Source organism: Rhizobium sp. CIAT894, assembly GCF_000172795.2.
Lineage (GTDB): Bacteria > Pseudomonadota > Alphaproteobacteria > Rhizobiales > Rhizobiaceae > Rhizobium.
Genome location: NZ_CP020947.1, coordinates 3,531,151 through 3,557,500, shown reverse-complemented (window position 1 = coordinate 3,557,500; position 26,350 = coordinate 3,531,151). Strand labels below are relative to the sequence as shown.

Sequence of the window (26,350 nt, the reverse complement as noted above, 5' to 3'; positions counted from 1 at the left end):
ACCCTAACCTCCAGCTAAGGTCCCCAAGTCATGGCTAAGTGGGAAAGGATGTGAGGATCCCAAAACAACCAGGATGTTGGCTTAGAAGCAGCCATCATTTAAAGAAAGCGTAACAGCTCACTGGTCTAAATAAGGGTCTTTGCGCCGAAAATGTAACGGGGCTGAAGCCATGCACCGAAGCTGAGGATTTGCAGTAATGCAAGTGGTAGCGGAGCGTTCCGTAAGCTGATGAAGGGAGACCTGTGAGGGCTCCTGGAGGTATCGGAAGTGCGAATGTTGACATGAGTAACGATAAAGAGGGTGAGAGACCCTCTCGCCGAAAGACCAAGGGTTCCTGCTTAAAGTTAATCTGAGCAGGGTTAGCCGGCCCCTAAGGCGAGGCAGAAATGCGTAGTCGATGGGAACCACGTTAATATTCGTGGGCCTGGTGGTAGTGACGGATTGCACAAGTTGTTCTGGTTTATTGGATTATCAGGGCAGCGGAGCGGTTCCAGGAAATAGCTCCACCGTATAGACCGTACCCGAAACCGACACAGGTGGTCAGGTAGAGTATACCAAGGCGCTTGAGAGAACTATGTTGAAGGAACTCGGCAAATTGCACGCGTAACTTCGGAAGAAGCGTGACCCCATATGAGGCAACTCTTGTGGGGTGGCACAGACCAGGGGGTAGCGACTGTTTATCAAAAACACAGGGCTCTGCGAAGTCGCAAGACGACGTATAGGGTCTGACGCCTGCCCGGTGCTGGAAGGTTAAGAGGAGAGGTGCAAGCTTTGAATCGAAGCCCCAGTAAACGGCGGCCGTAACTATAACGGTCCTAAGGTAGCGAAATTCCTTGTCGGGTAAGTTCCGACCTGCACGAATGGCGTAACGACTTCCCCGCTGTCTCCAACATAGACTCAGTGAAATTGAATTCCCCGTGAAGATGCGGGGTTCCTGCGGTCAGACGGAAAGACCCCGTGCACCTTTACTATAGCTTTACACTGGCATTCGTGTCGGCATGTGTAGGATAGGTGGTAGGCTTTGAAGCGGGGACGCCAGTTTCCGTGGAGCCATCCTTGAAATACCACCCTTATCGTCATGGATGTCTAACCGCGGCCCGTCATCCGGGTCCGGGACAGTGTATGGTGGGTAGTTTGACTGGGGCGGTCGCCTCCGAAAGAGTAACGGAGGCGCGCGATGGTGGGCTCAGACCGGTCGGAAATCGGTCGTCGAGTGCAATGGCATAAGCCCGCCTGACTGCGAGACTGACAAGTCGAGCAGAGACGAAAGTCGGTCATAGTGATCCGGTGGTCCCGTGTGGAAGGGCCATCGCTCAACGGATAAAAGGTACGCCGGGGATAACAGGCTGATGACCCCCAAGAGTCCATATCGACGGGGTTGTTTGGCACCTCGATGTCGGCTCATCGCATCCTGGGGCTGGAGCAGGTCCCAAGGGTTTGGCTGTTCGCCAATTAAAGCGGTACGTGAGCTGGGTTCAGAACGTCGTGAGACAGTTCGGTCCCTATCTGCCGTGGGTGTAGGAATATTGACAGGATCTGTCCCTAGTACGAGAGGACCGGGATGGACATATCTCTGGTGGACCTGTTGTCCTGCCAAGGGCATAGCAGGGTAGCTATATATGGACGGGATAACCGCTGAAGGCATCTAAGCGGGAAACCCACCTGAAAACGAGTATTCCCTATCAGAGCCGTGGAAGACGACCACGTTGATAGGCCGGGTGTGGAAGTGCGGCAACGCATGAAGCTTACCGGTACTAATAGCTCGATCGGCTTGATCGTTCTCATTGACTGTGCTCATCGAACAAAGTTCGATAGTGAGTAGTGAATAGGCAGTAGCGAGTAGTGAGTAGTAAACTGCTCCGCCTCTTCCCTCGCAAACATCAAAGACGTGTTCAAAAAAATGCGATGACGCTAGTCACTATTGCCTAATGGCTACTGACTACCGCCTCATCCCCCAGCTTCTCAAACATAAGTTGCGCTTTGCCGACCTGGTGGTTATGGCGGGGTGGCTGCACCCGTTCCCTTTCCGAACACGGCCGTGAAACGCCCCTGCGCCCATGGTACTTCGTCTTAAGACGCGGGAGAGTAGGTCGCTGCCAGGTCTGCAAAGCGCAACTTCATGATATAAAATCTTCTCACACAAAACTAACGGCCCAAAGCCGATCAAAGGGCCGCTCACAAAGCGGCCTTTCGTGTTAATATATACCGCGGGGTGGAGCAGCCCGGTAGCTCGTCAGGCTCATAACCTGAAGGCCGCAGGTTCAAATCCTGCCCCCGCAACCAAATTCTCTACAGCCATACCAAAAGCCCGCTGCAAAGCGGGCTTTTGGCGTTTCGGCCCTCCAAAAACAGTGGCTGTCCGATAGTTCCTTAAAACCGGTCTTCTGTCCCGCCAATCCTGGCAAGGAAGTCCCCTGCCTGGATCCTATCCAAGGCAGGCCTAGTGCTCTCGATGTCGCAGCGCAGCGTCATGAACAAGGCATCGCTGGGCCTCGGTTACGTTTCGAGCGATGAGGGTGTCACTAAGGAGTGGCTGGCCGGCGGCAAGTGGGAGGTCGAGGTCGCGATGAAGCGCTACCCGATCGATATCCAACTCGGCGCTTGGTACGATCCCCGCAACGAAGAGGTGCGAGCTTAAGATACTTAACTCGGGAGGAGGGCGTCGCCTCCCGAGTTCACAGGACCACGCTCCTAGTGGCGAGACCGCAGTCCCGAACCATGCTCTTCTACCAGCAGATCTTGTGCGACCTCGATCCGCCGAGCTTCCGAGCCACGGGAGAAGTGAGAATGAACATGGGAGCACCGCGCGAGAGGGCCGAAGGTGAAGCCCGCGTTGCAATGACGCCTGACTCTGCCCGGCAATTGATGAAGCTTGGCTATTAAGTGTTTGATTGAAGTTGGAACTGGCTTCTGGGCCGGGATAACGGACGATGCCTAGCGCGCGGCGGCCTGGCCCTGTTGGTCGGCTACCCGTCTGGCATATTTGGCTGAGAGAGGCGCGTCCACTGTTCCCAATCATCGAAGGGGCGTCTCTTAGGCCACAGGGTTTCGCAATACGCCAATGCCTTCGAGTTCCACTTCCACGACATCGCCGACCTGAAGGAACCTTGGCGGCTGAAGGCTGGAACCGAACCCTTTTGGAGTGCCGGTGACGATAACATCGCCCGGTTCCAGCCTCGTGAACTGGCTGAGGTAGGAGATCAGCCACGGTATGGGGAACATCATACGTCTAGTATTGGTCGACTGACGCAGTTCGCCGTTTACCCTGGTCCAGAGATCCAACCCCGAGGGATCGGGAATCTCGTCGGCGGACACCATCCAAGGTCCGAATCCGGCAGATTGTACGAAGTTCTTGCCAGGCGTGAATTGGGAAGAGTGTTTCTGCCAATCACGGACGCTGCCGTCGTTGAAACACGAGTAGCCTGCAACATGTGCGAGGGCGTCGGATTCGTCGATCTTATGGCCCGCCCGACCTATTATGACGGCCAGTTCGCCTTCGTAGTCGAATTTGTCAGACACATCTGGCTTGAGCAGCGGTGTGTTATGACCTGTCTGGGCATTGGCAAACCTGGTGAAGACAACGGGGTATTCAGGTTCGTCCGGGGAAGGAGAATCACTTTCACGATAGTTAATCGCCACGCAGATGACCTTCTCGGGATTAGGAATTACAGGCTGAAGCACCACGTCGGCGAGGTCGAAATCCGTCTTGAGATCGGATTCCCGACCGAGGTTGTCGAAATGCGATGCGATGTGGCTCTTCAGGTCGGGGAGGCCCGTCCGCAGGCCGAGATCGCAAACAGAATGACCAGTGACACAACCATATCGTGACGCACCGTCGTGGATGCAGCTTACATATCGCATTCGAAAATATCCTCTAATTTCGAAAATACATATAATATCGTAAACAATCGTGAGGTCCATTGGCAAGCATGTCATCTGCTGGCTCCGCGTTTTGTTGAGCGTTAGAACCGGTCGCGGCAAATCCATCGATGGGTGCAGAAGTTTGAAGCTCCGCCGATATTATGCTCCCAGCGCGGGGGCAGGCCGGTGCCGCACCGGTCGTCTGGATGCCTAGCGCCACAGGCAGTTCGATCCCGACCATATCGGACGAGAAATGATATTTACGAAATCACTTGAAATTTCGAAATTATTGTAGTAGCTCTTTCCGCATGGAGGCGCCAGCTGGAGGGCTGGCGATTTTAGCAATCGGAGGAAAGCAATGAATATCCCCGCAACGATGACGGCTGCGCGCATGCATGCGGTCGGTGACGCAATGAGGATCGAAGTGCTGGAGATGCCGAAACCTGGCGACATGGATGTTCTTGTCCGAGTGAGAGCCTGCGGTATCGTGCCCAATCTGCACAACATTCTTGCCAATTGGCCGACCTGGTTCCCGCATATGCCGCAGCCACCGCTTCCTGCGGTATTCGGCCTCGATCCCGCCGGTGAAATCGCGGCCGTTGGCAGCGGCGTCCGCAGCCTCAAGCCGGGTGACCGCGTCTATGTCAATCCTGGTCGCAGCTGCGGGACTTGCCGTCATTGCCGTCACGGAGATCATATTTCCTGCCGCCACTATGCTTTCCAAGGCTATTTCGGCTTCAGCACGGAGGCGCTGCAGACGTTCGACGACTATCCAATCGGGGGCCTCAGCGAATATATGGTTGCCCCCGCTTCCGCGATCGTGACCATTCCCGACAACATGACATTCGACCAGGCTGCGCGTCTGGGCTACATGGGAACGGCCTATTCGGCTCTCAAGAAGGTCAGGGCGGGACCTGGTGACACCATCCTAGTGAACGGTATCAGCGGCACGCTGGGGATTGGTGCGGCGGTGTTCGGGCTCGCTCTTGGGGTGAACAAGATCCTTGGCACTGGCCGCGACAAGAAGCTCCTTGAGGAAATCAAGGCACTTGCGCCCAACCGGATCGAAGTCTTTTCCATCGACGAAGGCAGCGTAACCGACTTTGCGCTTGCTCATACCGACGGGGAAGGGGTGGATGCCTTTATCGATTGCCTTGGTCCCGGTGCCAAACAGGAGACTTTCCTCCAAGGCCTGCGCGGCCTGCGCCGTGGCGGTGTCGCCGTGGACATCGGCGCTGTCGCCGGGGAAATCCCGATCGATGTCCACTGGCTCATGGACCACAATCAGAGGCTCTACGGGTCGGCATGGTTCACGGCCCAGGAAGGGCAGGAGATGGCGGACATGGTGGCGTCCGGCGTGGCAGACTTCTCCATCCTTGAGACCCATGGCTATCCACTGGCAGAGGTCAACAAGGCGATCTCGGGTATAGCGCAACGTCATGGTGGCTTCTCCAACTACGTGATCCATCCCTAAATAACGGGGCTTGCCGGAAAACCGGGAGGCCATTTGCTTTAAATGTCATGCGGGAGGTTTTCATGACAGTCAGACGTGTTGTCCTCGGTGAGAACGCCGCCGGCAAAGCAGTGGTCATTAGCGACGGGCCTTCGCCCAGGGAAATGGCACTCCAACATACGCCGGGCTTCGTGTCGGCTCCGATCTGGACGACCTCCGGGGTTCCCTCGGTACCGTACAATGGCACGGACCCGATGGCAGATGAAGGCACGTTGCTCCAGCCCCCCGGAGGATCGACCTTCATGTTGATCACATTCCCCCCGGACGCCGTCTTTATGTCGCGTGACTTCAAACCTGAACTCGCCGGCCCTGAGCACCTCAAAGCAGCGCCCGGGATCGCAGAGACGTTCGAAATGGAAAATCCCGGCATGCACAAGACACCGACTCTGGACTACGGCGTGGTACTCGATGGCCGGATCAGCCTTGAACTTGACGATGGCGTGATCGTCGAGTTGAAGCCCGGCGACACGTTCGTGCAGCACGGTTCCCGACATGGCTGGCGCAATCCGAACGACAAGCCCGCTACCATCGCGGTCGTCCTGCTCGGCGCCCACTAGCGGCGGCGTCTCGAAGATTCTGACATGACAGCGCGGTCGGCCGATTAGGCTTGCCGAACGACGAGGCATGTCCGCATTCGGCTCGGTATCCTTTGAGGAGGAAGATCATGATGAGACTGACAAGACGCAGTATACTCGCGGGAGCAGGATCGGCGGCCGTCCTTGCGGCTGGGTTTTCGGCGCGCGCGGCCGACGATCGGAAGTCTGTCAAGATCGGCTATGTTGTTTCCAAGACAGGCGTGAATGCGCCCGGTGCAGGATCGACGACCATCCCGAACTACGAGCTTTGGGCGGCGGACGTGAAAGCGGCCGGAGGGCTGAAGCTGCCGGACGGCAGTCGCCTTCCGATCGAGGTCGTCGCGTATGACGACCGCTCGACAACAGAAGAGGTTGTTCGTGGCATCGAACGCTTGGCTCGCCAGGACAAGGTCGACTTCATACTTCCGCCGTGGGGAACGGCATTCAATCTGGCGGTGGCTCCGCTGATGGACCGCTTCGGCTATCCTCAGCTCATCGGAACGTCACTCATTCCGGACGAGATCGACGTCCATGCGAAGTGGAAGCGGAGCTTCTGGTTCCTCGGAGCCGCGAGCGGGTACGCTTCCACGTTCGCCGACGCAGTGAAAGCGGCTGGCGACGCCACCAACAAAAAGCTGGCGATCATCTCGGTGGCTGACGGTTTCGGCATTGAACTGATCAAGGAAGCGCGGCTCAAATTGCCGGAAGCTGGCCTCGAAATCGTGATGGACAAGTCCTACCCCATCGGTACGCAGGACTTTACTGGACTGCTGAACGAAGTCGCCGCATCGGGCGCCGACGTGTTCATGGCATTGTCGTACCCGCCCGACAGCTTCGCGATCGCCAAGCAGGCGCGTTTGAACTCGTTCAATCCGAAAGTCTTCTACACCGGGGTCGGCACCAGCTTCCCCATCTATTCGGACATCAACGAGGGCAAGGTCGAGGGCGTAATGAGCCTCGGAGGGATCGACAATTCACGGCCGGAAATGCAGGCCTATGTCGCGCGCCACAAGAAGCTGCTCGGCACCCCCCCCGGACTATTGGGCGAGTTCGGTCATCTATACCAGCCTCCAGATCCTTCAACAGGCGATCGAGAGGCGCGGCCTCGACCGCGACGCCGTGACGGAGGAGATCGCGTCCGGCAGCTTCGAGACCATCATTGGCAATGTGAAGCTCAAGAAAAACCGGATGACGGACCTCTGGCTGCTCGGCCAGTGGCAGGGTGGAAAGTTCGTCGGTGTGGGTCCCGCTGACCGTGCGGGAGCCGTAAAGGCCGTGATTCCAAAGCCAGCCTGGGCATAGGCGCAAAGGAGACTCCAATGGTCACGACTCTCGTCGTCGGACTCGTGCTGGGCGGCACTTTCGCGCTGATGGCACTCGGTCTGACCATACAGTATGGCGTCGCCCGCATCATGAACCTTGCTTACGGCGAGTTCGTGATCGGCGGATCGTTCCTGACCTACCTGGCGGTTTCAGCCGCCGGGCTGAACCCATTCGTGGCGTTCCTTCTGGTCGTGCCGCTCTGCTACCTCGCTTCCCATCTCTGCTACGACCTCATCATGCGTCCGCTGGAAAGGCGCTCCCGCAAAACAGGGAGGCTCGAGGTGGATTCGATCCTCGCGACATTCGGCCTGATGTTCCTCCTCCAGGGCGTCTACCTGTCTTCGTTCGGCAGCGGTTTCAGGGGCTATGACTGGCTCGAAGTGCCCGTCGACATTTTCGGCACCAAAATTTCCAGCGGGCGTCTGGTCGGGGCGCTTCTGGCAGTGGCTGTCGGCGGTAGCCTCTATCTGGCGATGCAGAAGACCCGGTGGGGCATGGCAACACGGGCTGTGGCGACGCGGCCGGGCTTCGCGCCGCTCGTCGGCATCGATAACGAACGCCAGGCACGTTCCGCCTTCGCCGTCGGCGGCGCGCTCGCAGCCGCAGGAGGTGTCGTCCTCTCCATGTATCAACCGTTCACGCCCACCGACGGTGTTTTCCTCACGATGAAAGCGCTCGTGGTGGTGATCATGGGCGGTGTGGGAAACCTCGCGGGGGCGACGGCCGCTGGCTTGATCCTTGGACTTGTGGAAGCCGGGGTGTCCGCTGTGGTCGATCCGGGCCTGACACTGGCTGCGACATACACGATTTTCTTGGCCGTGCTGCTATGGCGGCCGAACGGCCTGTTCGGCTGAGAACGACCATGAAAAACCTCTTCTTCCCAATCGTACTCGGGGCCATTCTGACGTTACTGGCTCTCGTTCCCATGTTCGTCGACGACTACGGGCTTGGTCTTGCGATCGGCGTGATGAGTTATGTCGCCCTTTGTTCGAGCTGGGCGCTGTTTTCAGGCCCGACGCGATATGTGTCGCTCGCCACGGTCGCCTTTTGCGGGACAGGGGCGTACACGGTCGCCGCTCTTGCTGACCATCTACCCTTCTACGCCATCCTGGCCGCAGCAGCATTGGTGGGATTTGTCGCCTCCCTCGTTGTCGGTCTGGCGACCCTGAGACTGTCGGGCATCTATTTCGTCATCTTTACATTCGGCCTCGCCGAGATGGTGAGACAGTTGCTCACCTGGTACGAGGTGAACATCTCGGGCACCCTCGGGCGGTATATCTTCGTGGACGTCGAAGCGTACCAGATCTTCTACATGCTCCTGGCCATTGCCGCCGTCGCGCTCGCGGTTCGGTGGTGGATAGATCGAGGGCGGCTTGGGTTGGCGGTGCGGGCCATCGGTGACGACGAGGTGGTCGCCCGGCATGCGGGCGTAGATGTCACGCGGGTCAAGTTGATCCTGTTCTCCATCAGTTCGGTGTTCATCACGCTCGTCGGGGCAGTGCAAGCGCCGCGGTGGACCTATGTGGAGCCGAGCATCGTCTTCAACCCAACGATTTCCTTCCTCACGCTGATCATGGCCTTGCTCGGAGGAGCGTCTCGTCTGTGGGGTCCGGTCTGCGGTGCCGTGCCCCTGTTCTTTTTGTTCGAATGGCTTTCGGGCCGCTTCCCCGACCGCTACTCCATCATCCTCGGCCTGCTGTTCATCGGGATCGTCTTCCTGTTCCCCGAAGGCGTACTCGCCCGGTTCGAACAGTTATGGAAGCATCTTGCACACCGGAAGGATCGTAAGAATCTGGCCAGGGAGGTGTCCAATGAGCGTCTCGCTTGAACTTCGCGGCCTCCGCAAGGAGTTCGGAGGCCTTGTGGCCGTGAAAGACGTCGACTTCGAGGTTTCGAAGGGCGAGGTCCTGGGTCTGCTCGGACCCAACGGATCGGGAAAAACCACGGTCATGAACCTCATCTCGGGGGCCCTGACCCCGACATCAGGTGAGGTGCGCCTCAATGGCCAGCCGGTGCAGCATCTGGCCGCTCATCTCAGGGCGCGGCTCGGCATCGCGCGTACCTTCCAGCTCGTGCGTCTGGCACAGTCCCTCAATGCGCGAGATAACATCGTGCTGTCGCTTGCCTTCGGTCGCGACCGATTGTGGGGGCGTGCTGCGCGCGAACGAGCAAATGGCGCGCTTGCCACGGTCGGATTGGCGGGCAGGGGCGACGTAGAGGTGAGCAGTCTGAACTACATCGACCAGAAGAGGCTGGAGCTTGCCCGTGCCATAGCGGCGAAACCCGACATCCTGTTGCTGGACGAATGGCTTGCGGGACTAAACCCAACCGAGTTGCGTACCGGCATCGACCTCATCTGCACCTTGAAGGCGCAGGGCATGACGATCATCCTCGTCGAGCACATTATGGAAGCGGTCCGTGAAATCTGTCCCCGCTGCGTGGTGATGAGTGCCGGGCTCAAGATCGCCGACGGCCCGACCTCGCAGGTTCTGACCAACCCGCAGGTCGTCGCTGCGTATCTGGGAGATTTCGAAGATGCTTGAGGCCCGGAACCTGTCGGTTCGTTACGGAAAGCACCTTGCGCTAAACGAGGTCTCGATCAAGGTGGGGCCGGGCGAGTGCGTCGCCATACTGGGGGCGAACGGAGCGGGCAAATCGACATTGCTGCGAGGACTTACCTCCATGGTGCGACTTGCTGACAACGGCGAAGTGGTCTTCCGCGACAAGCAGATCGCAAGGATCGCCCCACATAAGCTCGTCGAGCTTGGGATCGCTCATGTCCCGGAAGGACGAGGGGTCTTCACGGAAATGACGGTCGACGAAAACCTTCGCCTCGGCGCAAATCCCAGACGGGCACGCCAGGGGGCGGACGCTCGGCGCGAAGAGGTGCTGACGCTATTTCCACGCCTTGCTGAACGCAGCCGGCAGCGCGTCGGCACCATGTCCGGCGGCGAGCAGCAGATGGTGGCTGTAGCGCGGGCACTGATGTCGAAGCCGGACGTCTTGTTGCTCGATGAGCCGAGTCTGGGGCTGGCTCCGATCGTCGTGGGCGAACTCTTTCAGGCGTTGAGGCGTGTTCGGGACAGCGGCATATCGATGCTTGTGGTCGAGCAGAACGTCCGTGCCAGCCTCGCGCTTGCGAACCGCGGTTATCTTCTCGAAGCAGGCCGTATAGTTGGGCAGGGTATCGCCGACACGCTGATGGATGACCCGGGTGTCAGGAAAGCCTTCCTCGGGCACTGACAGAGAGCGGATCAAAAACGAGCTTTGCGTCCGTTGCGCGGGCGGACTGGATAACGGATCAAGTGATGGAAAAGATCGATTTCAAGCAGCTTGCCAAGGCTGAATTCCAGGTGGTCGTCATTGGGCTCGGCCCGGTGGGCATCACACTTTGCAACCTTCTAGGAAGCTTCGGGATTTCCGTGTTGGGAATAGACGCGCGCGATGACGTGTTTGCTCTTCCGCGCGCGATCGGCATGGACCACGAGGTCATGCGTGTCTTTCAGGGTTTGGGTGTGGCCGACGATCTCGCCTCTGTCGTCGGAGAGTACAGGGATTCGGAGTATCGTGCTGCCGATGGCACGTTGCTGCGCAGGTTCATTTCGCCAGCGCGTCCCCATAAACTCGGATGGCCCGCCTATCTCACCTTTGTGCAGCCGCCTCTTGAGCGCATTTTGCGAGACAAGGCAAGAAATTCACCGACGGTGACGATTATGACCGGCGTCGAGGTGGTCTCACTCGACGATCCCTCTAGTCCCCGCCTGTCGCTTCGGGAAATGGACACGGGAGATACGATGTCGGTCAATGCGACGTTCGTCGTCGGGTGTGACGGTGGCAACAGTTTCGTCCGGCGCACTCTCGATATTAGGTTTGAGGACCTTGTGTTCGACCAACCATGGCTCGTGATCGACGTCGTTCTAGGTGACGAAGACGTCAATCTGCCGGAGACGAACGTACAGTTCTGCAACCCCGCCAGGCCACACACATTCGTGGTGCTACCGGGGAACTTGCGGCGCTGGGAGTTCATGCTGCTGCCTGGCGAAACTGGCGAAGAGATCAATCGATCGGAGTGCATCTGGGAACTTCTTTCTCCGTGGCTGAAGCCGGGGCAGGCGGAAATCTGGCGCTCGGCGACCTATAGGTTCCATGCCTTGGTCGCTGAATCCTGGCGCAAGGGCAACGTGTTTCTCGCTGGAGACGCCTGTCACATGACGCCGCCTTTCCTAGCGCAGGGGATGGTTCAGGGTATCAAGGACGCGTCGAATCTCGGTTGGAAGATAGCCAGCGCACTACAGGGAGGTCCCGCGAAATTACTGGATACCTACGAGCAGGAGCGAAGGCCTCTCGTCCACAAGGTCATTTCTATAACCAAAAGCTTGGGTGAGATCATATGCGAAATCGATCAAGAACGGGCGGAGGCAAGAAATGCGGCGATGAAGGCCCTGGTAGCGGAAGGAAAGGGCACCGTTATCAGGCAGAGCCTCTTTCCCCCCATAGCTGACGGCGCCATCGGTTTTGCAAGTAAAGGCCAGCCGGCACCTGGTGCCGGTGAAGTTTGCCCACAGCCGCGCGTGGTGGTGGGTGGTAAATCGATACTGTTTGACGATGTGCTTGGGAACGATTTTGTCGTGATTGCCAAGGGCTTGAACATCACTGATGCGGTTCGGAATCAATTATCCCGGCTCGCCATAGCGCTTTTTGAGTTCGGCGTTGCGGGTGGATTTGAGGAAGAGGAGCATATATTAGAAAGTTGGCTGTCGGAGCGAGGTTTCCGCGCGATCGTCGTTCGTCCAGACCGTGTAATATTCGGCGCCGTCTCTGACGAAAGTGAACTGACGATGCTACTCGAACAACTTGCCGGGTGGACCGTTTCCGCGAACGATGAAGGTGACCGGACCAAAGCGTGGGTGGATAAATCTCGACATTGAAGTCCGCCATGAATACCGGCGCATAGGCGTTGGCCGCGTTGATCGTGTCGATGCCGCGCAGCCGCAGTCCTTGACCATGCGATCCTGCAGCTTCTGGTTGGCCCCTTCCACTCGTCCCTTGGCCTGCGGGGTGTTGACGCAGATGATATCGATGTTGAGTTCAGAGAGAGCCCCCGAACTGCGTCAGGCCGCTCGTCCGGTCTTCTCCGATGCACGGAGCGGGCGCAACGCTGTAGAATGCCAGAGGTTTGCGCCATTGCTGCAGATAGGCCTTCGTCGCATGCAGATGGACACGGACGGTGAACGAACAATCTCGGAGGCTGACACAGCAGCTCAAGAGCTGATTCACTCAACATTTGTGTGCCATATAAGCGTTTACGTGCCTACTGGGAGAAGCCTTCCGAGATTTACCGCGTTGCCGACCAAGAAGAGGGATCTTTCGTTAGCCGCAATTCCATTGACGCCCTCTCCTGACAATCGCTCAAGCGACTGAGTCTCGAATTGGCCGAACGATCCCTTGCCTACAGCGGCGCCAAGTCAGTTTGAAATCTCGCCGAGAACGCCACCAGCGCGATTGCCGTCCAGACAACACACGCGCCGGGATTGCGTCCGAGGCCCATCTCGGCCCGAGCAAATCAGATGCTAAGGCAGAGGTATTTGATCTCGATATAGTCGTCGATACCGTATTTCGAGCCTTCGCGTCCCTGGCCCGACTGCTTGATACCACCGAACGGCGCCACTTCCGTTGAGATTAGGCACTTACGGGTGTTGATAGGGTGACGGTCTCTTAAGTCTGATCCATGAACAATCCTACGGAAGAGAAATCCGGTCCAATCTCGGTACCATGTCAGCGTCGTGCGAAGTCTATGATAGGACGGCGTTCGCTCAGTGGATGCCGAAATTGGCTAGGCGAAAAATGGTAAGACTTGATCCAAGCTCTTCCTCGCATCACCATAGAACATACGGGTGTTGTCCTTGTAGAAGAGCGGGTTCTCTATGCCGGAATATCCGGTTCCCTGGCCGCGCTTGGAGACGAAGACCTGTTTGGCCTTCCAGACTTCCAACACTGGCATGCCCGCGATCGGTGAGTTCGGATCTTCCTGGGCAGCCGGGTTGACGATGTCGTTGGAGCCGATGACGATGACGACGTCGGTCTCGTGGAAGTCGTCGTTGATCTCGTCCATTTCGAGCACGATGTCGTAGGGTACCTTGGCTTCAGCGAGCAGAACGTTCATATGTCCGGGCAAGCGGCCGGCCACCGGATGGATGGCGAAACGGACATTTTTGCCGGCGGCGCGTAGCTTGCGCGTCAGTTCCGACACCGACTGTTGGGCCTGTGCCACAGCCATGCCGTAGCCGGGGACGATGATAATGCTGTCGGCCTCGTTTAGCGCACTCGCGACACCTTCTGCATCGATCGCTACCTGCTCACCAAGTATTTCCATGGCTGGGCCGGCAACCGCGCCGAAGCCGCCGAGGATGACCGAGACGAAGGAGCGGTTCATTGCCTTGCACATGATGTAGGAGAGGATCGCACCCGAGGAGCCGACCAGGGCGCCGGTGACGATCAGAAGATCGTTGCCGAGCGTGAAGCCGATCGCCGCAGCCGCCCAGCCGGAATAGCTGTTCAGCATCGAGACGACGACCGGCATGTCGGCACCACCGATGCCCATGATCAGGTGGTAGCCGATGAAGAAGGCGAGTGTCGTCATCAGCACCAGCGTCCAGGTTCCGGCGCCGTTAAAAAACATCACCAGCAGCACGAGCGTGGCGATGGCGGCAACGGCATTCAGCAGATGACCGCCCGGCAGTTTCCTGGCCTTGCCATCCAATTTGCCGGCCAGCTTGCCGAAGGCGACGACCGAGCCAGTGAAGGTGATCGCGCCGATGAAGATGCCGAGGAAGACCTCGACCTTCATGATCGACATTTCCACCATGTCCTTGCGCGCCAGAATGGCGGCAAATCCGGTGAGCGTTGCGCGGGATGCCTCGTTAAGACCGGCGACATGAACCGCCTCGAGATGGGCATTGAAGCCGATGAACACGGCGGCGAGGCCGACGAAGGAATGCAGCGCCGCAACAAGCTGCGGCATTTCTGTCATCTGCACCCGGCTGGCGACATAGTAACCGAGCACCGCGCCGCCAGCGACCATCAGCGCGATGATGAACCAATTGCCGACGCCGGGACCAAAGATTGTGGCGACAACGGCGAGGGTCATGCCGACAATGCCGTACCAGACGGCGCGCTTGGCGCTTTCCTGGCCGGACAGGCCGCCGAGCGAGAGAATGAAGAGAACCGCTGACGCAACATAGGCGGCTGCTACGATACCAATGGTCATTGTGAAGATCCCTGCCACTTAAGTTTTCTGGAACATGGCGAGCATGCGCCGGGTGACGAGGAAGCCACCGACGATGTTGATGGTGGCGATCAGCACCGACAGGGCCGCCAGCGCCACGACCAGCCCATTACCCGAGCCGATCTGCAAGAGCGCGCCGAGAATGACGATGCCGGATACGGCGTTGGTCACCGCCATCAGCGGCGTATGCAGCGAATGCGACACGTTCCAGATTACTTGGAAGCCAATGAAGCAGGAGAGCACGAAGACGACAAAATGGCTCATGAAGCTCAACGGCGCATAGGCGCCGACCAGCAGCAGAAGCGCCGTGCCGATGACGAGCAGGATGCCTTGGCTTTTGGTCTGCGCCATGAAGGCAGCCAGTTCCCGGGCCCGCTTTTCCTCCAGCGTCGGTTCTTTCACCTTTTCCTTCGGTTTTGCGGCGGCGATCGCCTGTACCTTCGGCGGCGGCGGCGGATAAGCAATCTCGCCACCCTTGGTGACGGTCGCCCCGCGGATGACGTCATCGTCCATGTTGTGAAAGATCACGCCATCCTTTCCCGGAGTTAGATCCGTCAGCATATGGCGGATGTTGGTCGCGTAAAGCGTCGAGGCCTGCGCCGCCATGCGGCTCGGGAAATCCGTATAGCCGATGACGATCACGCCGTTGTCGGAGACCGTTTTCTGATCCGGCACGGTGAGATCGCAGTTGCCCCCGCGCTCGGCCGCCAAATCGATGACGACGGAGCCCGGTTTCATCGCCGCCACCATATCCGCGAGCCACAGCTTCGGCGCATCCCGGCCGGGGATCAGGGCTGTGGTGATGACGATGTCGATCTCCGGCGCGAGCTCGCGGAACTTGGCAAGTTGCTTCTGTCGGAACTCCGGCGAAGACGGGGCCGCATAGCCGCCGGTCGCGGCGCCATCCTGCTGTTCGTCGTCGAAGTCGAGATAGACGAACTCGGCACCCATGGACTCGATCTGCTCGGCCACTTCCGGGCGCACGTCGAACGCATAGGTGATCGCGCCCAGCGAGGTCGCCGTTCCGATCGCGGCAAGACCGGCCACGCCCGCACCGATAACCAGCACTTTGGCCGGCGGTACCTTGCCGGCGGCCGTGACCTGGCCGGTGAAGAACCGCCCGAAGTTGCTCCCAGCCTCGATGACCGCCCTGTAGCCCGCGATGTTGGCCATCGACGACAGCGCGTCCATCTTCTGGGCGCGCGAGATGCGCGGCACCATGTCCATGGCGATGACAGTCGATCCGGTGGTCTTCGCCTGCTGCAGCAGTTGGTTGTTCTGGCCGGGATAGAAAAACGAGATCAGCGTTTTGCCGGCACGTAGGCGCTGTACTTCCGAGGCTTCCGGCGGACGCACTTTAACGATCACGTCGGCCGCTTCGTAAAGGGCCGCCGCCGTGTCGACTATGACAACGCCGGCTGTACGATAGGCATCCTCGGAAAATCCGGCTGCTCTGCCAGCACCAGTCTCGATGACGCACTCATATCCGAGTTTGCGCAGTTGGAGCGCGCTCTCGGGCGTCAGTGCAACCCGGGCCTCGCCTTCCCATATCTCTTTCGGGGTGCCAATCAGCAAGTCATCCTCCCAACGCTATGAATTCTAATCAAATCTCTCAGTCAGCGGACGACCACGCGACGGACGCTTTGGCCCGAAGTTCGACGTGTTTGTTGATGTCTTCGAGCGCCAGGAGGGTGATCGGTTTTGATCTCGATCTTGCCCTGCATGGACCAGTCGACGATGTCACGCACGCTATGCGGCCGCGGGCGCCTGCGACACCGGATGCGACCCTTCAGCTGCGGCAGCACTTCGTTTCAAGCGCGGCAACTCCGCAGATGATCGAGAACACTCCAGACCAAATGCAGCGGAGTGCCGATCGTGATTTCAGTTTCCAAAACAAATCCGGATAGATCTCTTGAAGGGGAGGGGTCCGGCCAGCCGTTTCGCGAGAGCGCTGCGGTGCCGGTCAAGAAAATTCCGCCGGCACAGCAACGCCCCGCTTGACACCCTCCTCCGCCAAACGCTTGGCGGTACCTGCGGTAATGGGAATACCGTCCGCGCTTCGCCTTGCAGCCGTCAGAAATCCTCGCTCTCCGGGCAACAGCACCTCCTTGACGCCGGCCGCCGGCGGCAGGCCTTTGACGGCTCGTGCCAGCGCCGCGATATCTTCCACGACCGCATGCGGCAATCCGAACGCGAAGGGATTGATGGCTATTGCCAAGCCGTTGAAGCCGTTGTCCTTTTTCTGCGAGAGGGCTGCGGAAATCAGCGGATTGCCACCAAGTACGCTCACCAGAACCTCAATCATCAGCGACAGACCGGAGCCTTTTGGTCCTGCCATCGGTAGAACCGCCTTGACTTTGGAAGGATCGGTTGTCGGGACGCCCTCAATGTTCACCGCCCAGTCCGGAGGAATCGGGCGGCCCGCGTCCTTTGCCGCCATGATCTTGCCGAGCGCGACTGCTGCAGTCGACATATCGAAGATGAGAGGGTTTTGTCCTTCTCCAGCCGGTGCACTGATCGCAATCGGATTGGTCGAAACCCCCTCACCCCGTGCTCCATGATAGACCATCAATGGCTTTGAGGCCGCCATGACAATACCGATCATTCCGGCTCGGGCGATCTTCTCAGCGAAATAACCGATGGCGCCTGAATGGCTTATGCGAGAAATTTCGCACAGACCGATGCCGAACGTCCCGGCAAGCTCAATGGCCCTCTTCGTCGCCATCGACATCCCGACTGCGCCCGGAACAAGATTGCCATCCAAACGGCAAATCGCGCCAAATTCATGCGACACGGCAGGCTCGGCGCAGCCCTTTACGATGCCGAGTTCCACCATTTCGATGTAGCGTGGGATGCGCAAAACGCCGTGGGAATCGGCGCCCCGCATATTGGCCCAGACCAGAAGCTCGGCGGACTGTTTTGCGTATTGTTCGCTAAAACCGCCTGCCTGCAGCAGCGCCGCCGCAAAATCCTCGAGTGCCTGCCTGCTGATAGGCTTTGTCTCTGAAGCTCCACTCATGACGCAGTGCCCAGCGGAGACGGAAAGAACTTGTCCAGCCAACCTTTCATCATCGCCTTGGTGCGCGGCGCATCGCCTGGTGCAAGCGGGAAGTGCGCCGTCGTATCGATCAACATGAGTTCGGTTGGCTGGCCGGCCCTCTCGAACATGCGGATGGATTCACTTGTCGGCGTGATGATGTCATTGGCGGTGTGGAACAAAAGCAAGGGGCGCGGCGCGATATTGCCGATGACATCGTCCGCACGGAAATTATACATCGACCACGCAGTTTCGACCGGGATCTCCATGATTGCCTTCGGCGAGAGGTTCTTGCGCAGATGTTCAGGGATCGGGACGGCATCGAAGCGGGACATCCAGAGGCTTTGGCCGGTCTCCTGCTTATGCTTGCGACCGTTTTCGAGAATGCCGATGAACTTATCCCATGATTCGGGAGTCGGGTGCTGGCCGCGGAACTTTCGCTCGCCGTTACCCCAACCACAGGACGAGAGGCAGCAGGCAACACGCTCGTCAACACCTGCCGTGTAGACGGAGACGGCCGCACCGAAACTATGACCAGTTATGCCGATACGCGCCGAATCCACTTCCTCTCGGCCGGCAAGGAACGTCAGGGCGTTCTTGGCATCAGCAACCTGGTCGAAGCAGCGCACCTGCGCACGCTCCCCCTCGCTTTCGCCGCAGCTGCGAAAATCGAACCGCAAGGCGACATAGCCGAATGCTTCCATCATTTCGGCCTGAATCTGCGCGTGACTTTCATCCTTGGAGCCAACAAAACCGTGGCAGACGATGAATGCGGGGAGCTTCTGCCCGGCCTGGCGAGCGTCCGGGATATGGAGCACGGCTGATATCTTCAGTCCGTCCGACATAAACGTGAGCTTTTCTTGCATGACATCTTACCTCGGATTGTTCAGACGATCTTGGTGAAGGGGTGGAAATGTTCACGCCATTCCAATGGCGCAGGCGTGCCCCAGACGTTCATGTCGCGGACGTTACCGGGGCGTTCCAAGTTCGTTATGACGTTGGGTTCGAAGTTCAAGTCGTCAGCAATGTGCGACATCGGACCAGAGCATTCGATCATCATGCCGCTGGCATCGGTGTAATAGGCATAGGTATTGTCGCCCGGACGATGCCGTCCTGGGCCCCAAAGAAGTTGCCGGTCAAAGCGGTCGAGGATATCGCCGAGCCGGCAATACATGTTGAACTCTACAAACTCGAACGAGACATGGTGCAGCCCGGCTGCGGCACCCTTGACCACACCAAGAACATGGTGCTGGCGGTTACCGCCATACATCCAACTGAGCGCATCATTGACCATACGCTCGGACAGCTTCATGCCCCCAACCGCTTCAAGCTGCGCTCTGGTGGCAACCGGATCCGGCGAAATCAGATTGATGTGGTCAATGCGGCGCGGCATGATGCCGTTCGTGGGAAAACGCTGCCCCCGAATGTTGTTGCGGATCGGCGTATGGACCTCGAAACGCAAGCCTTCCGGTGTCGCGAAGGTCACGCCTGCATCCATGCAGGACAGGCTTGGTTGGTGAGACAGAATACGGCAGCCGGCAGGCTCTATACGCGACGCCACAGCCTCGACGTCGGTTTTTGTCAGGGCTTCAAGGCCGATCGTGTGGGCCGAATTCTCGTCTCCATGGACCAGCACCAGCTCAGCCGCACGCCCGTTTGAGCTGAGCCAGGTCTGATCCCTTTCCTGGTGAGAAACCCTCAATCCCAAGATTTCGGTCGAATCACGAATAACCGCCCCCGGGTTCGTCACATTGACCTTCAGGTGCCCAATGGCGTGCACAAGGTGCGTCATTTCTTCCTCCCTTGAAATTGCGATGCTCTGTTCCGCTGCAGCTCTGATACGCCAGTTTGATCGTCAATGCAAGGTATTTTCGAAATTATTGAGTTTTACGAAATTTATGACAGGGCGCATTTCGAATACGTTTTTTTCCGAGTGGAAATGATAAATTTCGCCAAGATTGATTTTTTCGAAATTATCCCTAAACTTCCATAAGGGTTGAAACGTGTGGCATCTCAACACATGAGCCGGGAGACCATCTTGGAAAAACAAAATGCAGGCGGCGAGACACGAGCCGGCGACGTGCTGCAACGCATGCGACGCGATATCGTAAATTGCGATCTCAAACCCGGTGAGAAGTTGCGCTTTGAAAGCCTGCGTGAACGCTACGAAGTAAGTTTCTCGACCTTGAGAGAAGCCCTCTCACGTCTCTCTGCAGAAAATCTTGTGGTTGCAGAAGGACAGCGTGGTTTTGTCGTGGCACCCGTCTCGATTGCCGATCTCAACGATCTTACGGATGCACGCGTCCTCATTGAACGAGAAGCACTTGCCAAAGCGATACGCAAGGGCGATGACCTTTGGGAAGGCAATATCCTTTCCGCGTTTCATCGAATGGAGAGGCTCCAGCAGCGCATCGGCGGAGAATATTATCTTTCTGATGAGTGGAGCGTGGTGCATGGCGAATTCCACTATTCGCTTGTTGCTGCCTGCGGCTCGCCAGTGCTGCTCGAAATGAGAGCCAAGCTTTTTGAGCGCGCACATCGGTATCGACGCATGTCGTCACAGTTTCGCACGAAATGGCGGGAGAAGGACGTTGAACACAAGATGATCGTTGACGCTGTCATGGAGCGGAATGTCGATACGGCATTAAAGTTGATCGAACTTCATATCCGGGAGACGAGCGCGAACGTCATCGAGCATGCCGGTCATCTATTTCCGGAATTGACGTCGGAAGCCCGGCGGCCGACCAAGAAGCCTCCGAGCGTCGCCGCCGAATAGCGCTCATCGGAGTGGCTTTTTAACTGTTCCGCCGAAAAAAAGGCGATCAATGTGTAAGGTCGAGGCTACCGGTTATCGTTCTGAACTGACGTCCCCCCGACACTCGCGGTCATCGTCTCCGTCCGGCGACCGATTGAGACATGACGTCGTCACGTCAGCCAACAGCTGCCGTGCCCAGCGATGCAAGCCCGATTTATGGGTCCGCTCTGTCCAATACATGTCGATGTCGATTGCAATGTGAACCGGAAAACGCCGCACGCAGAGTCGCCCGCCGTAGGCACGTGCCAACCTGTTGGGAATGGTCGCAACAAGGTCCGTGCCAGCAATCATCAGTTCAATACTATCGTGACTCGGAAGGGTGAGCTGCGGCGTGAGATAAATGTCGTGTTCACGCAGCGCCGCGAAATAAAGCGCCTGCCATTGGCCGTTGTGCGTGACGGCGACATGAGCGGCTTTGCGGAAGCGCTCAAGCGTCAATTCATCGGCGGCAAGCGGATTTTGCGCATCCATGACACAGGAATAGTGGTCGGAGAATATCCTTCTACGGAAATAGCCTTCTCCGAGGATGCGGACTGGCCCAAGCACGATATCGGCGCTGTTTTCCTTCAACTGCTGCTTTCCGTTGACAGCCGATTCCAGGACATTAAGCACCACCTTCGGCGCCGCCGCCCGCAAGGCCGGGATGAACGTTGGCAGCAGCAGGAAGCGCTCGTGGTGATTGCATGAAAGTGTCACTGTACCGTCCGCGGTCTCGGGATCGAATTCCTCAGGTACGGCAATCGCCAGCATGCGGTCGACGATCTCGCGCGCTTGCGAGACGAGATCCTTGCACTTGTCCGTCTCGGCAATGCTGTTGCCCTGCCGCACAAAGAGCGGGTCGCGGAATGCGCGGCGAAGGCGGTCGATCGCATAACTCACCGTGGACTGGCTGATATCCAACTGCACAGCCGCAGCAGAAAACGACCTTGCGTCATGGACTGCAACAAGCACATGCATCGATCTCAAATCGATCTGGGCCAAATCGTCCGGAATCATCGCTTTTCCTTGGTCATCGAAAAATCCGATGACATTCATCGTATCCATCCAATTGTCGCAAGGAAAGTCTCTTTGTAACTTCCTCGCTGAGCAACTCGCTGGAGGGCGAGATTGGAGGAGATACAATGCCTGCAAACGATCAAAGATCTGTGCCCGCAATTTCGGATGTCTCGTTCGGCGAGCTTTTGAAGGATCCTTATCCGACTTTCGAACGCGCTCGCAAAATGGCTGCCATCGTCAGGATCGAAGCCGCCAATATCATGGTTGCGACCCGCTACGACGACGTCGTGGCGATGGAACGTGATTCTGAGACATTCTCATCGGTCAATCCGCAATCCCTCGTCAACAAGGTCATGGGCCACACCATGATGCGTAAGGATGGGGAGCTTCACGCACGCGAACGCAAGGCCATCGAGCCAGCGCTGCGTCCGGGCGCGGTCAAATCCTGTTGGGCACCGCGACTGGAAATCATTTTCGACGAGGTGGTCGCCACTTTCGAGAAAGACGGCGAGGCTGATCTGCTGAATGCGCTGGCCGCCCCGATGGCCGGCCGGGCATTGGCGGAGGTGCTCGGCTTCATCGATGTCGGCTGGCAGACGATGGCGCTCTGGTCGCAATCCTTGATCGACGGCGCTGGCAACTACTCGGCCGATCCCGAAATCTCCAAAAAGGCGGAGGACGCCGCACGCGGCGTTGAAGATGCAATCCGACGCGCGCTGCCCTACCATCGTGACCAGCCGAACGGTTCCGTTCTGTCTTCGATGCTCCATGCGGAGGATCCTCATAGCCTCGAGCAGATCTATGCGAATATCAAGGTTGCGGTTGGCGGTGGCCTGAACGAACCACGCGACTCCATCCTGACGCTGTTGCTCGGACTTCTCGCGAACCCCGATCAGTTGGAACGGGTCAAGGCTGACCCGAACCTTTGGCCGACGGCTTTCGAGGAATCCGTCCGTTGGATCTCGCCGATCGGAATGTATCCGCGCCGAGTGGCGCGAGACGTCGTTTTTTCCGGCATCCAGCTGCACGAGGGGGACCAGATTGGCTTATGCGTCGGCGCGGCCAACCGCGATGCAAGCCGCTTCGAGGCTCCCGACCATTTCGACGTCTTCCGGGAAAAGAAATCGCATCTGGCTTTCGGGGCAGGCCCTCACTTCTGTGCCGGCGCCTGGCTTGCCCGCCATATGGTTGGTCGTCTTGTCGTACCCGGACTATTCGAACGCCTTCGCAATTTGCGTCTTGCCCGTCATGACGAGGTGCGCATTCACGGATGGGTTTTCCGCGGGCCAACCACCCTGCCCGTGACCTGGGACGTTTGAGAGGAGGAAAAAATGGCCAACGTCACATTCATACTTCCGGATGGAAGCGTACGTGCATGCAAAGCATCCCTGGGTCTCAGCCTGATGGAGGTTGCCCTGCAGAATTCGGTGACGGGTATCGTCGCCGAATGCAATGGCGCCGCCGCCTGCGCGACTTGCCACGTGATCATCGACGAGGATCTCGCGAGCAGGCTCGATCCTGCCAGCGACCACGAAAATGACATGCTCGATTTCACCACCGCGGCCCGTGAGCCCGGCAGCCGCCTCGGTTGCCAGATCAAGGTGGACGCTCGGCTTGACGGCGCGATAATCCGCGTCCCCAAGGGGATGTAGACCATGGCCACGCGCGTTGTCATTATAGGCGCCGGGCAAGCCGGCTTCGCCGCGGCGGCAGCCGGATTTGACTGTAGAGTCAAGGACGCTTGCAATCGAACATGAGCGAGCGGTCGAATAGGCCCGGATTAGCCCGCAGCGCCTTTCTGATAAAGCGCGACCTCTTCCAGCAGCCATGCGCGGAACGCCGCGACAGGGCGGAAGTCCTTCCTGCTCAATGGCGCGACCGCATAATAGGCGCTGGGGCTTTTGACCTGATGCGGAAAGGCTTGAACGAGCTGGCCATTCGCAAGCTCGGAGTCGATGAGGAAAAGCGGCATCAATGCGAGCCCCAGTCCTGCAATGCAGGCCTGGGCCACGTTGCTGAACTGTTCGAACCGCATGGCCTGCGATGGAGTGCCGCTGACCTGGAGGCTCTCGAAAAAATGGCCCCAGGCCCCCGGACGGGACGCCATCTGTAGCAACGGCAGGCGAAGCAGATCTTCGGCCTTCAAGATGGGATGCGAACTCAGAAAAGGCGGGGAGGCAACCGGCGCCACCATCTCCTCCATCAGAAATGTGCTTTCCGCCCCTGGCCAGTCAGGCTGGCCGATATGGATTGCCATATCGATGTCGTCGCGGTCGAAATCGAACACTCCTATGCGGGTCGCGAAGTTCAATGTGATCTCCGGATGTCTTGCGACAAACTGCGGAATGCGCGGCATCAGCCAGCGTGTGCCGAATGTTGGCAAGATCGCCACGTTGAGCTGATCGTTATGCTGTTTTGTCATGGCGTGCAGTGAGGCGGAACGGATTTCCGCGAGAGCGCTGGCAATAGCCCGCGCATAATCGGCGCCGGCCTCCGTGAGAATTACACCACGGCCGGTGCGCTCGAAGAGTAAAACGCCCAGCTGTTCTTCCAGGGCGGCGATCTGCCGGCTGATGGCACCCTGCGTCAGGGAAAGCTCCTCGGCCGCGGCGGAGAAGGTGCTGAGCCGCGCGACGGAATCGAAAGCCGCGAGAGCGGAGGTCGAGGGAAGCAGTCGTCGCGAAAGGTTTGCCATAAGCTATTACTATAGCTCATAGGCTGATGAGTAAACCTCGCTTTCGCAATGTCGGAGAAACGGCTTTCATTCCCTCCAATCGAGTTGCTGAAAACCTCAATGGGAGGATGACGATCTTGGCCTTTTCATGGAATGACCCCTTTCTGCTCGATGACCAGCTGACCGAAGATGAGCGGATGATCCGCGAGTCCGCCGCGGCTTTCGCGGAATCCGAACTCCTGCCGCGCGTTGAGGACGCCTACCTCGAGGAAACGACCGACCCGGAACTGTTCAGATTGATGGGGCAGACCGGCCTTCTCGGTGTGACGCTGCCGGAGGAGTACGGGGCCGCGAACGCATCCTACGTCGCTTATGGACTGATCGCTCGCGAGGTCGAGCGCATCGACTCCGGATTTCGCTCGATGATGAGCGTGCAATCCTCGCTGGTCATTTACCCGATCTTCGCCTACGGCTCCGACGAGCAGAAGAAGAAATATCTGCCGGGCCTCGTGTCGGGTGAACTGATCGGCTGTTTCGGCCTGACCGAGCCCGACGCCGGCTCCGATCCTGGTGGGATGAAGACCCGCGCCGAAAAAATTGAAGGCGGCTACCGATTGCGCGGCTCGAAGATGTGGATCTCGAACTCGCCGATTGCCGATGTCTTCGTCGTCTGGGCAAAGTCCGAGGCCCACAACAACGAAATACGCGGATTCGTTCTCGAAAAGGGCATGAAGGGACTTTCGGCTCCGAAGATCGGCGGCAAGCTTTCGCTGCGTGCCTCGATCACAGGCGAAATCGTGATGGACAGTGTCGAGGTTACCGAGGACGCGCTTCTGCCCGGCGTTTCCGGCCTCAAGGGGCCGTTCGGCTGTCTCAACCGCGCCCGTTACGGCATTTCCTGGGGCGTCATGGGAGCGGCCGAGGACTGCTGGTTCCGCGCCCGTCAATATGGTCTCGACCGCAAGCAGTTCGGCAAGCCGCTGGCGGGGATGCAGCTTTATCAAAAGAAGCTCGCCGATATGATGACCGAGATCACGCTCGGACTGCAGGGCTCGCTTCGCGTCGGCCGTCTGATGGATGAGCACAAGATGGCTCCGGAAATGGTCTCGCTCGTCAAGCGCAACAACTGCGGCAAGGCGCTTGATATAGCGCGGCAGGCCCGGGACATGCATGGCGGCAACGGCATTCAGATCGAATACCATGTCATGCGCCACGCGCAGAACCTGGAAACGGTCAACACATATGAGGGCACCCACGACGTCCACGCCCTGATCCTCGGGCGCGCGCAGACGGGCCTCCAGGCGTTCTTCTAATTCCTCGTAATCTGTTCGGCAGAAACGTCCTTCAACCTCCGGATCAACGAGAGGCAGCATGCCTATAGCGAATAAGATTTCTACCGTCGCGGTGATTGGCGCCGGCCAGATGGGGACTGGGATTTCGGAAGTCGTGGCGAAACATGGGTACGCGGCCTTGGTTTACGATCTCGATAAAAGCCGGGTCCGCGCGAGCATTGAAGCGAGCGCCGGATATTTTAGACGCCAGGTCGAGACCGGCAAAATGCCGGGCGAGGCGGCTGAAGAGGCGATCTCCCGAATAAAGGGAGCGTTCTCTCTCCAGGATCTGGCGAGCGCCGATCTGGTCGTCGAAGCGGTAAGCGAGAATGAAGGCATCAAAAGGAAAGTCTTTACGGACGTGTGCACCGTTTTGAAGCCCGACGCGATCCTGGCGACGAACACCTCGTCGCTCTCCATAACGCGGCTTGCCGCGTCAACCGACAGACCCAATCGTTTTATAGGGATACACTTCATGAATCCCGTACCGGTTATGAAGCTGGTCGAGCTGGTCCGCGGCATCGGAACGGATCCGGAGACCTTCGCTACCGCCAAGGAATTCGCCGAATCCATCGGCAAGACCGTCACCGTCTCCGAGGATTTTCCGGCTTTCATCGTAAACCGCGTTCTCATCCCGATGATCAACGAAGCGATCTATACCCTGTATGAAGGCGTCGGAAACGTCGAAGCCATAGACACCGGCATGAAGCTCGGCGCCAATCATCCGCTGGGGCCGCTCGAGCTGGCCGATTTCATCGGTTTGGACACATGCCTTTCCATCATGCAGGTCCTTCATGAGGGGCTCGCTGACAGCAAATACCGGCCGTGCCCGCTGCTGGTCAAATATGTCGAAGCCGGCTGGCTCGGCCGCAAGGCGCAGCGCGGGTTCTACGACTATCGCTACGCTCCGGCTCGGCCGACCCGCTGATCCCATCGCATT

Annotated in this window: 23 protein-coding genes, 1 tRNA gene, 2 rRNA genes and 1 pseudogene (1 of these 27 cut by a window edge); 17 read left to right on the top strand and 10 right to left on the bottom strand. The window is 58.4% G+C overall.

Annotated elements, in window-relative coordinates:
* The 4 genes from RHEC894_RS17610 to RHEC894_RS17595 all read left to right on the top strand — a co-directional run.
* Positions 1-1,779, top strand: a 23S ribosomal RNA gene (locus tag RHEC894_RS17610) (it extends 1,113 nt beyond the left edge of the window).
* A gap of 208 nt (positions 1,780-1,987) precedes the next feature.
* Positions 1,988-2,102: ribosomal RNA gene (gene rrf, locus RHEC894_RS17605) — 5S ribosomal RNA — on the top strand.
* A 104-nt stretch (positions 2,103-2,206) separates the two neighbouring features.
* A tRNA-Met gene (locus RHEC894_RS17600) sits at positions 2,207-2,283 on the top strand.
* Between the two features lie 169 nt (positions 2,284-2,452).
* Positions 2,453-2,638, top strand: a complete 186-nt coding sequence (locus tag RHEC894_RS17595) for a hypothetical protein (protein ID WP_125460977.1) — start codon at positions 2,453-2,455, stop codon at positions 2,636-2,638.
* 395 nt (positions 2,639-3,033) lie between these two features.
* Here RHEC894_RS17595 and RHEC894_RS17590 read toward each other — a convergent pair whose 3' ends face one another.
* Positions 3,034-3,861 (bottom strand): fumarylacetoacetate hydrolase family protein, encoded by an 828-nt coding sequence (locus tag RHEC894_RS17590; RefSeq protein WP_037174199.1) that lies wholly within the window; start codon positions 3,859-3,861, stop codon positions 3,034-3,036.
* A 358-nt stretch (positions 3,862-4,219) separates the two neighbouring features.
* Here RHEC894_RS17590 and RHEC894_RS17585 point away from each other — a divergent pair, with 358 nt between their 5' ends.
* The 8 genes from RHEC894_RS17585 (at position 4,220) to RHEC894_RS17550 (ending at position 12,200) form a co-directional block, all read left to right on the top strand.
* Positions 4,220-5,335, top strand: coding sequence for an alcohol dehydrogenase catalytic domain-containing protein (locus RHEC894_RS17585; RefSeq protein ID WP_085738231.1), 1,116 nt, complete (start codon positions 4,220-4,222; stop codon positions 5,333-5,335).
* Positions 5,336-5,397: 62 nt separating this feature from the next.
* Complete coding sequence (locus tag RHEC894_RS17580) at positions 5,398-5,931, top strand: cupin domain-containing protein (protein WP_085739034.1); 534 nt, start codon at positions 5,398-5,400, stop codon at positions 5,929-5,931.
* A gap of 107 nt (positions 5,932-6,038) precedes the next feature.
* Complete coding sequence (locus tag RHEC894_RS17575; RefSeq protein ID WP_348630125.1) at positions 6,039-7,202, top strand: ABC transporter substrate-binding protein; 1,164 nt, start codon at positions 6,039-6,041, stop codon at positions 7,200-7,202.
* 66 nt (positions 7,203-7,268) lie between these two features.
* Positions 7,269-8,126 carry a branched-chain amino acid ABC transporter permease gene (locus RHEC894_RS17570; protein WP_085738230.1) on the top strand — a complete coding sequence of 286 codons (858 nt, stop codon included), beginning with the start codon at positions 7,269-7,271 and terminating at the stop codon, positions 8,124-8,126.
* An 8-nt stretch (positions 8,127-8,134) separates the two neighbouring features.
* Entirely contained in the window at positions 8,135-9,100 is a 966-nt protein-coding gene (locus RHEC894_RS17565; RefSeq protein ID WP_085738229.1) for a branched-chain amino acid ABC transporter permease, read from the top strand.
* Complete coding sequence (locus RHEC894_RS17560; RefSeq protein ID WP_085738228.1) at positions 9,084-9,815, top strand: ABC transporter ATP-binding protein; 732 nt, start codon at positions 9,084-9,086, stop codon at positions 9,813-9,815. The genes RHEC894_RS17565 and RHEC894_RS17560 overlap by 17 nt, the downstream gene beginning before the upstream one ends.
* The gene (locus RHEC894_RS17555; RefSeq protein WP_008532827.1) at positions 9,808-10,515 is read left to right on the top strand and encodes an ABC transporter ATP-binding protein; all 708 of its coding nucleotides are present in this window, start codon (positions 9,808-9,810) and stop codon (positions 10,513-10,515) included. Before RHEC894_RS17560 ends, RHEC894_RS17555 begins: the two co-directional genes overlap by 8 nt.
* A gap of 65 nt (positions 10,516-10,580) precedes the next feature.
* Positions 10,581-12,200 carry a bifunctional 3-(3-hydroxy-phenyl)propionate/3-hydroxycinnamic acid hydroxylase gene (locus tag RHEC894_RS17550; protein ID WP_085738227.1) on the top strand — a complete coding sequence of 540 codons (1,620 nt, stop codon included), beginning with the start codon at positions 10,581-10,583 and terminating at the stop codon, positions 12,198-12,200.
* Here the strand turns inward: RHEC894_RS17550 and RHEC894_RS17545 are convergent.
* From RHEC894_RS17545 to RHEC894_RS17515, 7 genes and pseudogenes are all read right to left on the bottom strand, one after another.
* A pseudogene (locus RHEC894_RS17545) lies at positions 12,196-12,489 on the bottom strand (ISNCY family transposase); the annotation flags it as partial. The gene RHEC894_RS17550 and the pseudogene RHEC894_RS17545 sit on opposite strands and share 5 nt — an antisense overlap.
* A 346-nt stretch (positions 12,490-12,835) precedes the next feature.
* Positions 12,836-13,051 (bottom strand): aldehyde dehydrogenase family protein, encoded by a 216-nt coding sequence (locus tag RHEC894_RS33795; RefSeq protein WP_281069161.1) that lies wholly within the window; start codon positions 13,049-13,051, stop codon positions 12,836-12,838.
* A gap of 54 nt (positions 13,052-13,105) precedes the next feature.
* The gene (locus RHEC894_RS17540) at positions 13,106-14,539 is read right to left on the bottom strand and encodes an NAD(P)(+) transhydrogenase (Re/Si-specific) subunit beta (protein ID WP_008532831.1); all 1,434 of its coding nucleotides are present in this window, start codon (positions 14,537-14,539) and stop codon (positions 13,106-13,108) included.
* Between the two features lie 18 nt (positions 14,540-14,557).
* Positions 14,558-16,132 (bottom strand): Re/Si-specific NAD(P)(+) transhydrogenase subunit alpha, encoded by a 1,575-nt coding sequence (locus RHEC894_RS17535; protein WP_085738226.1) that lies wholly within the window; start codon positions 16,130-16,132, stop codon positions 14,558-14,560.
* A gap of 388 nt (positions 16,133-16,520) precedes the next feature.
* Positions 16,521-17,576: an Ldh family oxidoreductase gene (locus tag RHEC894_RS17525; protein ID WP_085738224.1), complete on the bottom strand. Its 1,056-nt coding sequence runs from the start codon at positions 17,574-17,576 to the stop codon at positions 16,521-16,523.
* On the bottom strand, positions 17,573-18,460 hold the full coding sequence (locus RHEC894_RS17520; protein ID WP_085738223.1) for an alpha/beta fold hydrolase: 888 nt from the start codon (positions 18,458-18,460) through the stop codon (positions 17,573-17,575). Before RHEC894_RS17520 ends, RHEC894_RS17525 begins: the two co-directional genes overlap by 4 nt.
* A 20-nt stretch (positions 18,461-18,480) precedes the next feature.
* Positions 18,481-19,386 (bottom strand): VOC family protein, encoded by a 906-nt coding sequence (locus RHEC894_RS17515; protein WP_085738222.1) that lies wholly within the window; start codon positions 19,384-19,386, stop codon positions 18,481-18,483.
* Positions 19,387-19,614: 228 nt separating this feature from the next.
* Here RHEC894_RS17515 and RHEC894_RS17510 point away from each other — a divergent pair, with 228 nt between their 5' ends.
* Positions 19,615-20,370: an FCD domain-containing protein gene (locus RHEC894_RS17510; RefSeq protein ID WP_008532838.1), complete on the top strand. Its 756-nt coding sequence runs from the start codon at positions 19,615-19,617 to the stop codon at positions 20,368-20,370.
* A 72-nt stretch (positions 20,371-20,442) separates the two neighbouring features.
* Here the strand turns inward: RHEC894_RS17510 and RHEC894_RS17505 are convergent, their stop codons facing one another.
* Positions 20,443-21,453, bottom strand: coding sequence for a LysR family transcriptional regulator (locus RHEC894_RS17505; RefSeq protein ID WP_085738221.1), 1,011 nt, complete (start codon positions 21,451-21,453; stop codon positions 20,443-20,445).
* Positions 21,454-21,530: 77 nt separating this feature from the next.
* On the opposite strand from RHEC894_RS17505, the gene RHEC894_RS17500 reads away from it, so the two are divergent.
* Together RHEC894_RS17500 and RHEC894_RS17495 are read left to right on the top strand one after the other, a co-directional pair.
* Positions 21,531-22,724 (top strand): cytochrome P450, encoded by a 1,194-nt coding sequence (locus tag RHEC894_RS17500; protein WP_085738220.1) that lies wholly within the window; start codon positions 21,531-21,533, stop codon positions 22,722-22,724.
* A 12-nt stretch (positions 22,725-22,736) separates the two neighbouring features.
* The gene (locus RHEC894_RS17495) at positions 22,737-23,057 is read left to right on the top strand and encodes a 2Fe-2S iron-sulfur cluster-binding protein (RefSeq protein ID WP_085738219.1); all 321 of its coding nucleotides are present in this window, start codon (positions 22,737-22,739) and stop codon (positions 23,055-23,057) included.
* Positions 23,058-23,185: 128 nt separating this feature from the next.
* On the opposite strand, the gene RHEC894_RS17490 is transcribed toward RHEC894_RS17495, so the two are convergent.
* Complete coding sequence (locus RHEC894_RS17490) at positions 23,186-24,100, bottom strand: LysR family transcriptional regulator (protein ID WP_010068924.1); 915 nt, start codon at positions 24,098-24,100, stop codon at positions 23,186-23,188.
* A gap of 107 nt (positions 24,101-24,207) precedes the next feature.
* Between RHEC894_RS17490 and RHEC894_RS17485 the strand changes: the two genes are divergently transcribed.
* The gene (locus tag RHEC894_RS17485) at positions 24,208-25,392 is read left to right on the top strand and encodes an acyl-CoA dehydrogenase (protein ID WP_085738218.1); all 1,185 of its coding nucleotides are present in this window, start codon (positions 24,208-24,210) and stop codon (positions 25,390-25,392) included.
* Between the two features lie 58 nt (positions 25,393-25,450).
* Entirely contained in the window at positions 25,451-26,338 is an 888-nt protein-coding gene (locus RHEC894_RS17480) for a 3-hydroxybutyryl-CoA dehydrogenase (protein WP_085738217.1), read from the top strand.
* The last annotated feature ends 12 nt before the right edge of the window (positions 26,339-26,350 follow it).

Excerpts from the sequence above, each read along its gene's own strand:
- RHEC894_RS17595 (WP_125460977.1), top strand. The coding sequence starts at position 2,453 with ATGTCGCAGCGCAGCGTCATGAACAAGGCATCGCTGGGCCTCGGTTAC.
- RHEC894_RS17590 (WP_037174199.1), bottom strand. The coding sequence starts at position 3,861 with ATGCGATATGTAAGCTGCATCCACGACGGTGCGTCACGATATGGTTGT.
- RHEC894_RS17585 (WP_085738231.1), top strand. The coding sequence starts at position 4,220 with ATGAATATCCCCGCAACGATGACGGCTGCGCGCATGCATGCGGTCGGT.
- RHEC894_RS17580 (WP_085739034.1), top strand. The coding sequence starts at position 5,398 with ATGACAGTCAGACGTGTTGTCCTCGGTGAGAACGCCGCCGGCAAAGCA.
- RHEC894_RS17575 (WP_348630125.1), top strand. The coding sequence starts at position 6,039 with ATGATGAGACTGACAAGACGCAGTATACTCGCGGGAGCAGGATCGGCG.
- RHEC894_RS17570 (WP_085738230.1), top strand. The coding sequence starts at position 7,269 with ATGGTCACGACTCTCGTCGTCGGACTCGTGCTGGGCGGCACTTTCGCG.
- RHEC894_RS17565 (WP_085738229.1), top strand. The coding sequence starts at position 8,135 with ATGAAAAACCTCTTCTTCCCAATCGTACTCGGGGCCATTCTGACGTTA.
- RHEC894_RS17560 (WP_085738228.1), top strand. The coding sequence starts at position 9,084 with ATGAGCGTCTCGCTTGAACTTCGCGGCCTCCGCAAGGAGTTCGGAGGC.
- RHEC894_RS17555 (WP_008532827.1), top strand. The coding sequence starts at position 9,808 with ATGCTTGAGGCCCGGAACCTGTCGGTTCGTTACGGAAAGCACCTTGCG.
- RHEC894_RS17550 (WP_085738227.1), top strand. The coding sequence starts at position 10,581 with ATGGAAAAGATCGATTTCAAGCAGCTTGCCAAGGCTGAATTCCAGGTG.
- RHEC894_RS17540 (WP_008532831.1), bottom strand. The coding sequence starts at position 14,539 with ATGACCATTGGTATCGTAGCAGCCGCCTATGTTGCGTCAGCGGTTCTC.
- RHEC894_RS17525 (WP_085738224.1), bottom strand. The coding sequence starts at position 17,576 with ATGAGTGGAGCTTCAGAGACAAAGCCTATCAGCAGGCAGGCACTCGAG.
- RHEC894_RS17520 (WP_085738223.1), bottom strand. The coding sequence starts at position 18,460 with ATGCAAGAAAAGCTCACGTTTATGTCGGACGGACTGAAGATATCAGCC.
- RHEC894_RS17515 (WP_085738222.1), bottom strand. The coding sequence starts at position 19,386 with ATGACGCACCTTGTGCACGCCATTGGGCACCTGAAGGTCAATGTGACG.
- RHEC894_RS17510 (WP_008532838.1), top strand. The coding sequence starts at position 19,615 with ATGAGCCGGGAGACCATCTTGGAAAAACAAAATGCAGGCGGCGAGACA.
- RHEC894_RS17505 (WP_085738221.1), bottom strand. The coding sequence starts at position 21,453 with ATGGATACGATGAATGTCATCGGATTTTTCGATGACCAAGGAAAAGCG.
- RHEC894_RS17500 (WP_085738220.1), top strand. The coding sequence starts at position 21,531 with ATGCCTGCAAACGATCAAAGATCTGTGCCCGCAATTTCGGATGTCTCG.
- RHEC894_RS17495 (WP_085738219.1), top strand. The coding sequence starts at position 22,737 with ATGGCCAACGTCACATTCATACTTCCGGATGGAAGCGTACGTGCATGC.
- RHEC894_RS17490 (WP_010068924.1), bottom strand. The coding sequence starts at position 24,100 with ATGGCAAACCTTTCGCGACGACTGCTTCCCTCGACCTCCGCTCTCGCG.
- RHEC894_RS17485 (WP_085738218.1), top strand. The coding sequence starts at position 24,208 with ATGACGATCTTGGCCTTTTCATGGAATGACCCCTTTCTGCTCGATGAC.
- RHEC894_RS17480 (WP_085738217.1), top strand. The coding sequence starts at position 25,451 with ATGCCTATAGCGAATAAGATTTCTACCGTCGCGGTGATTGGCGCCGGC.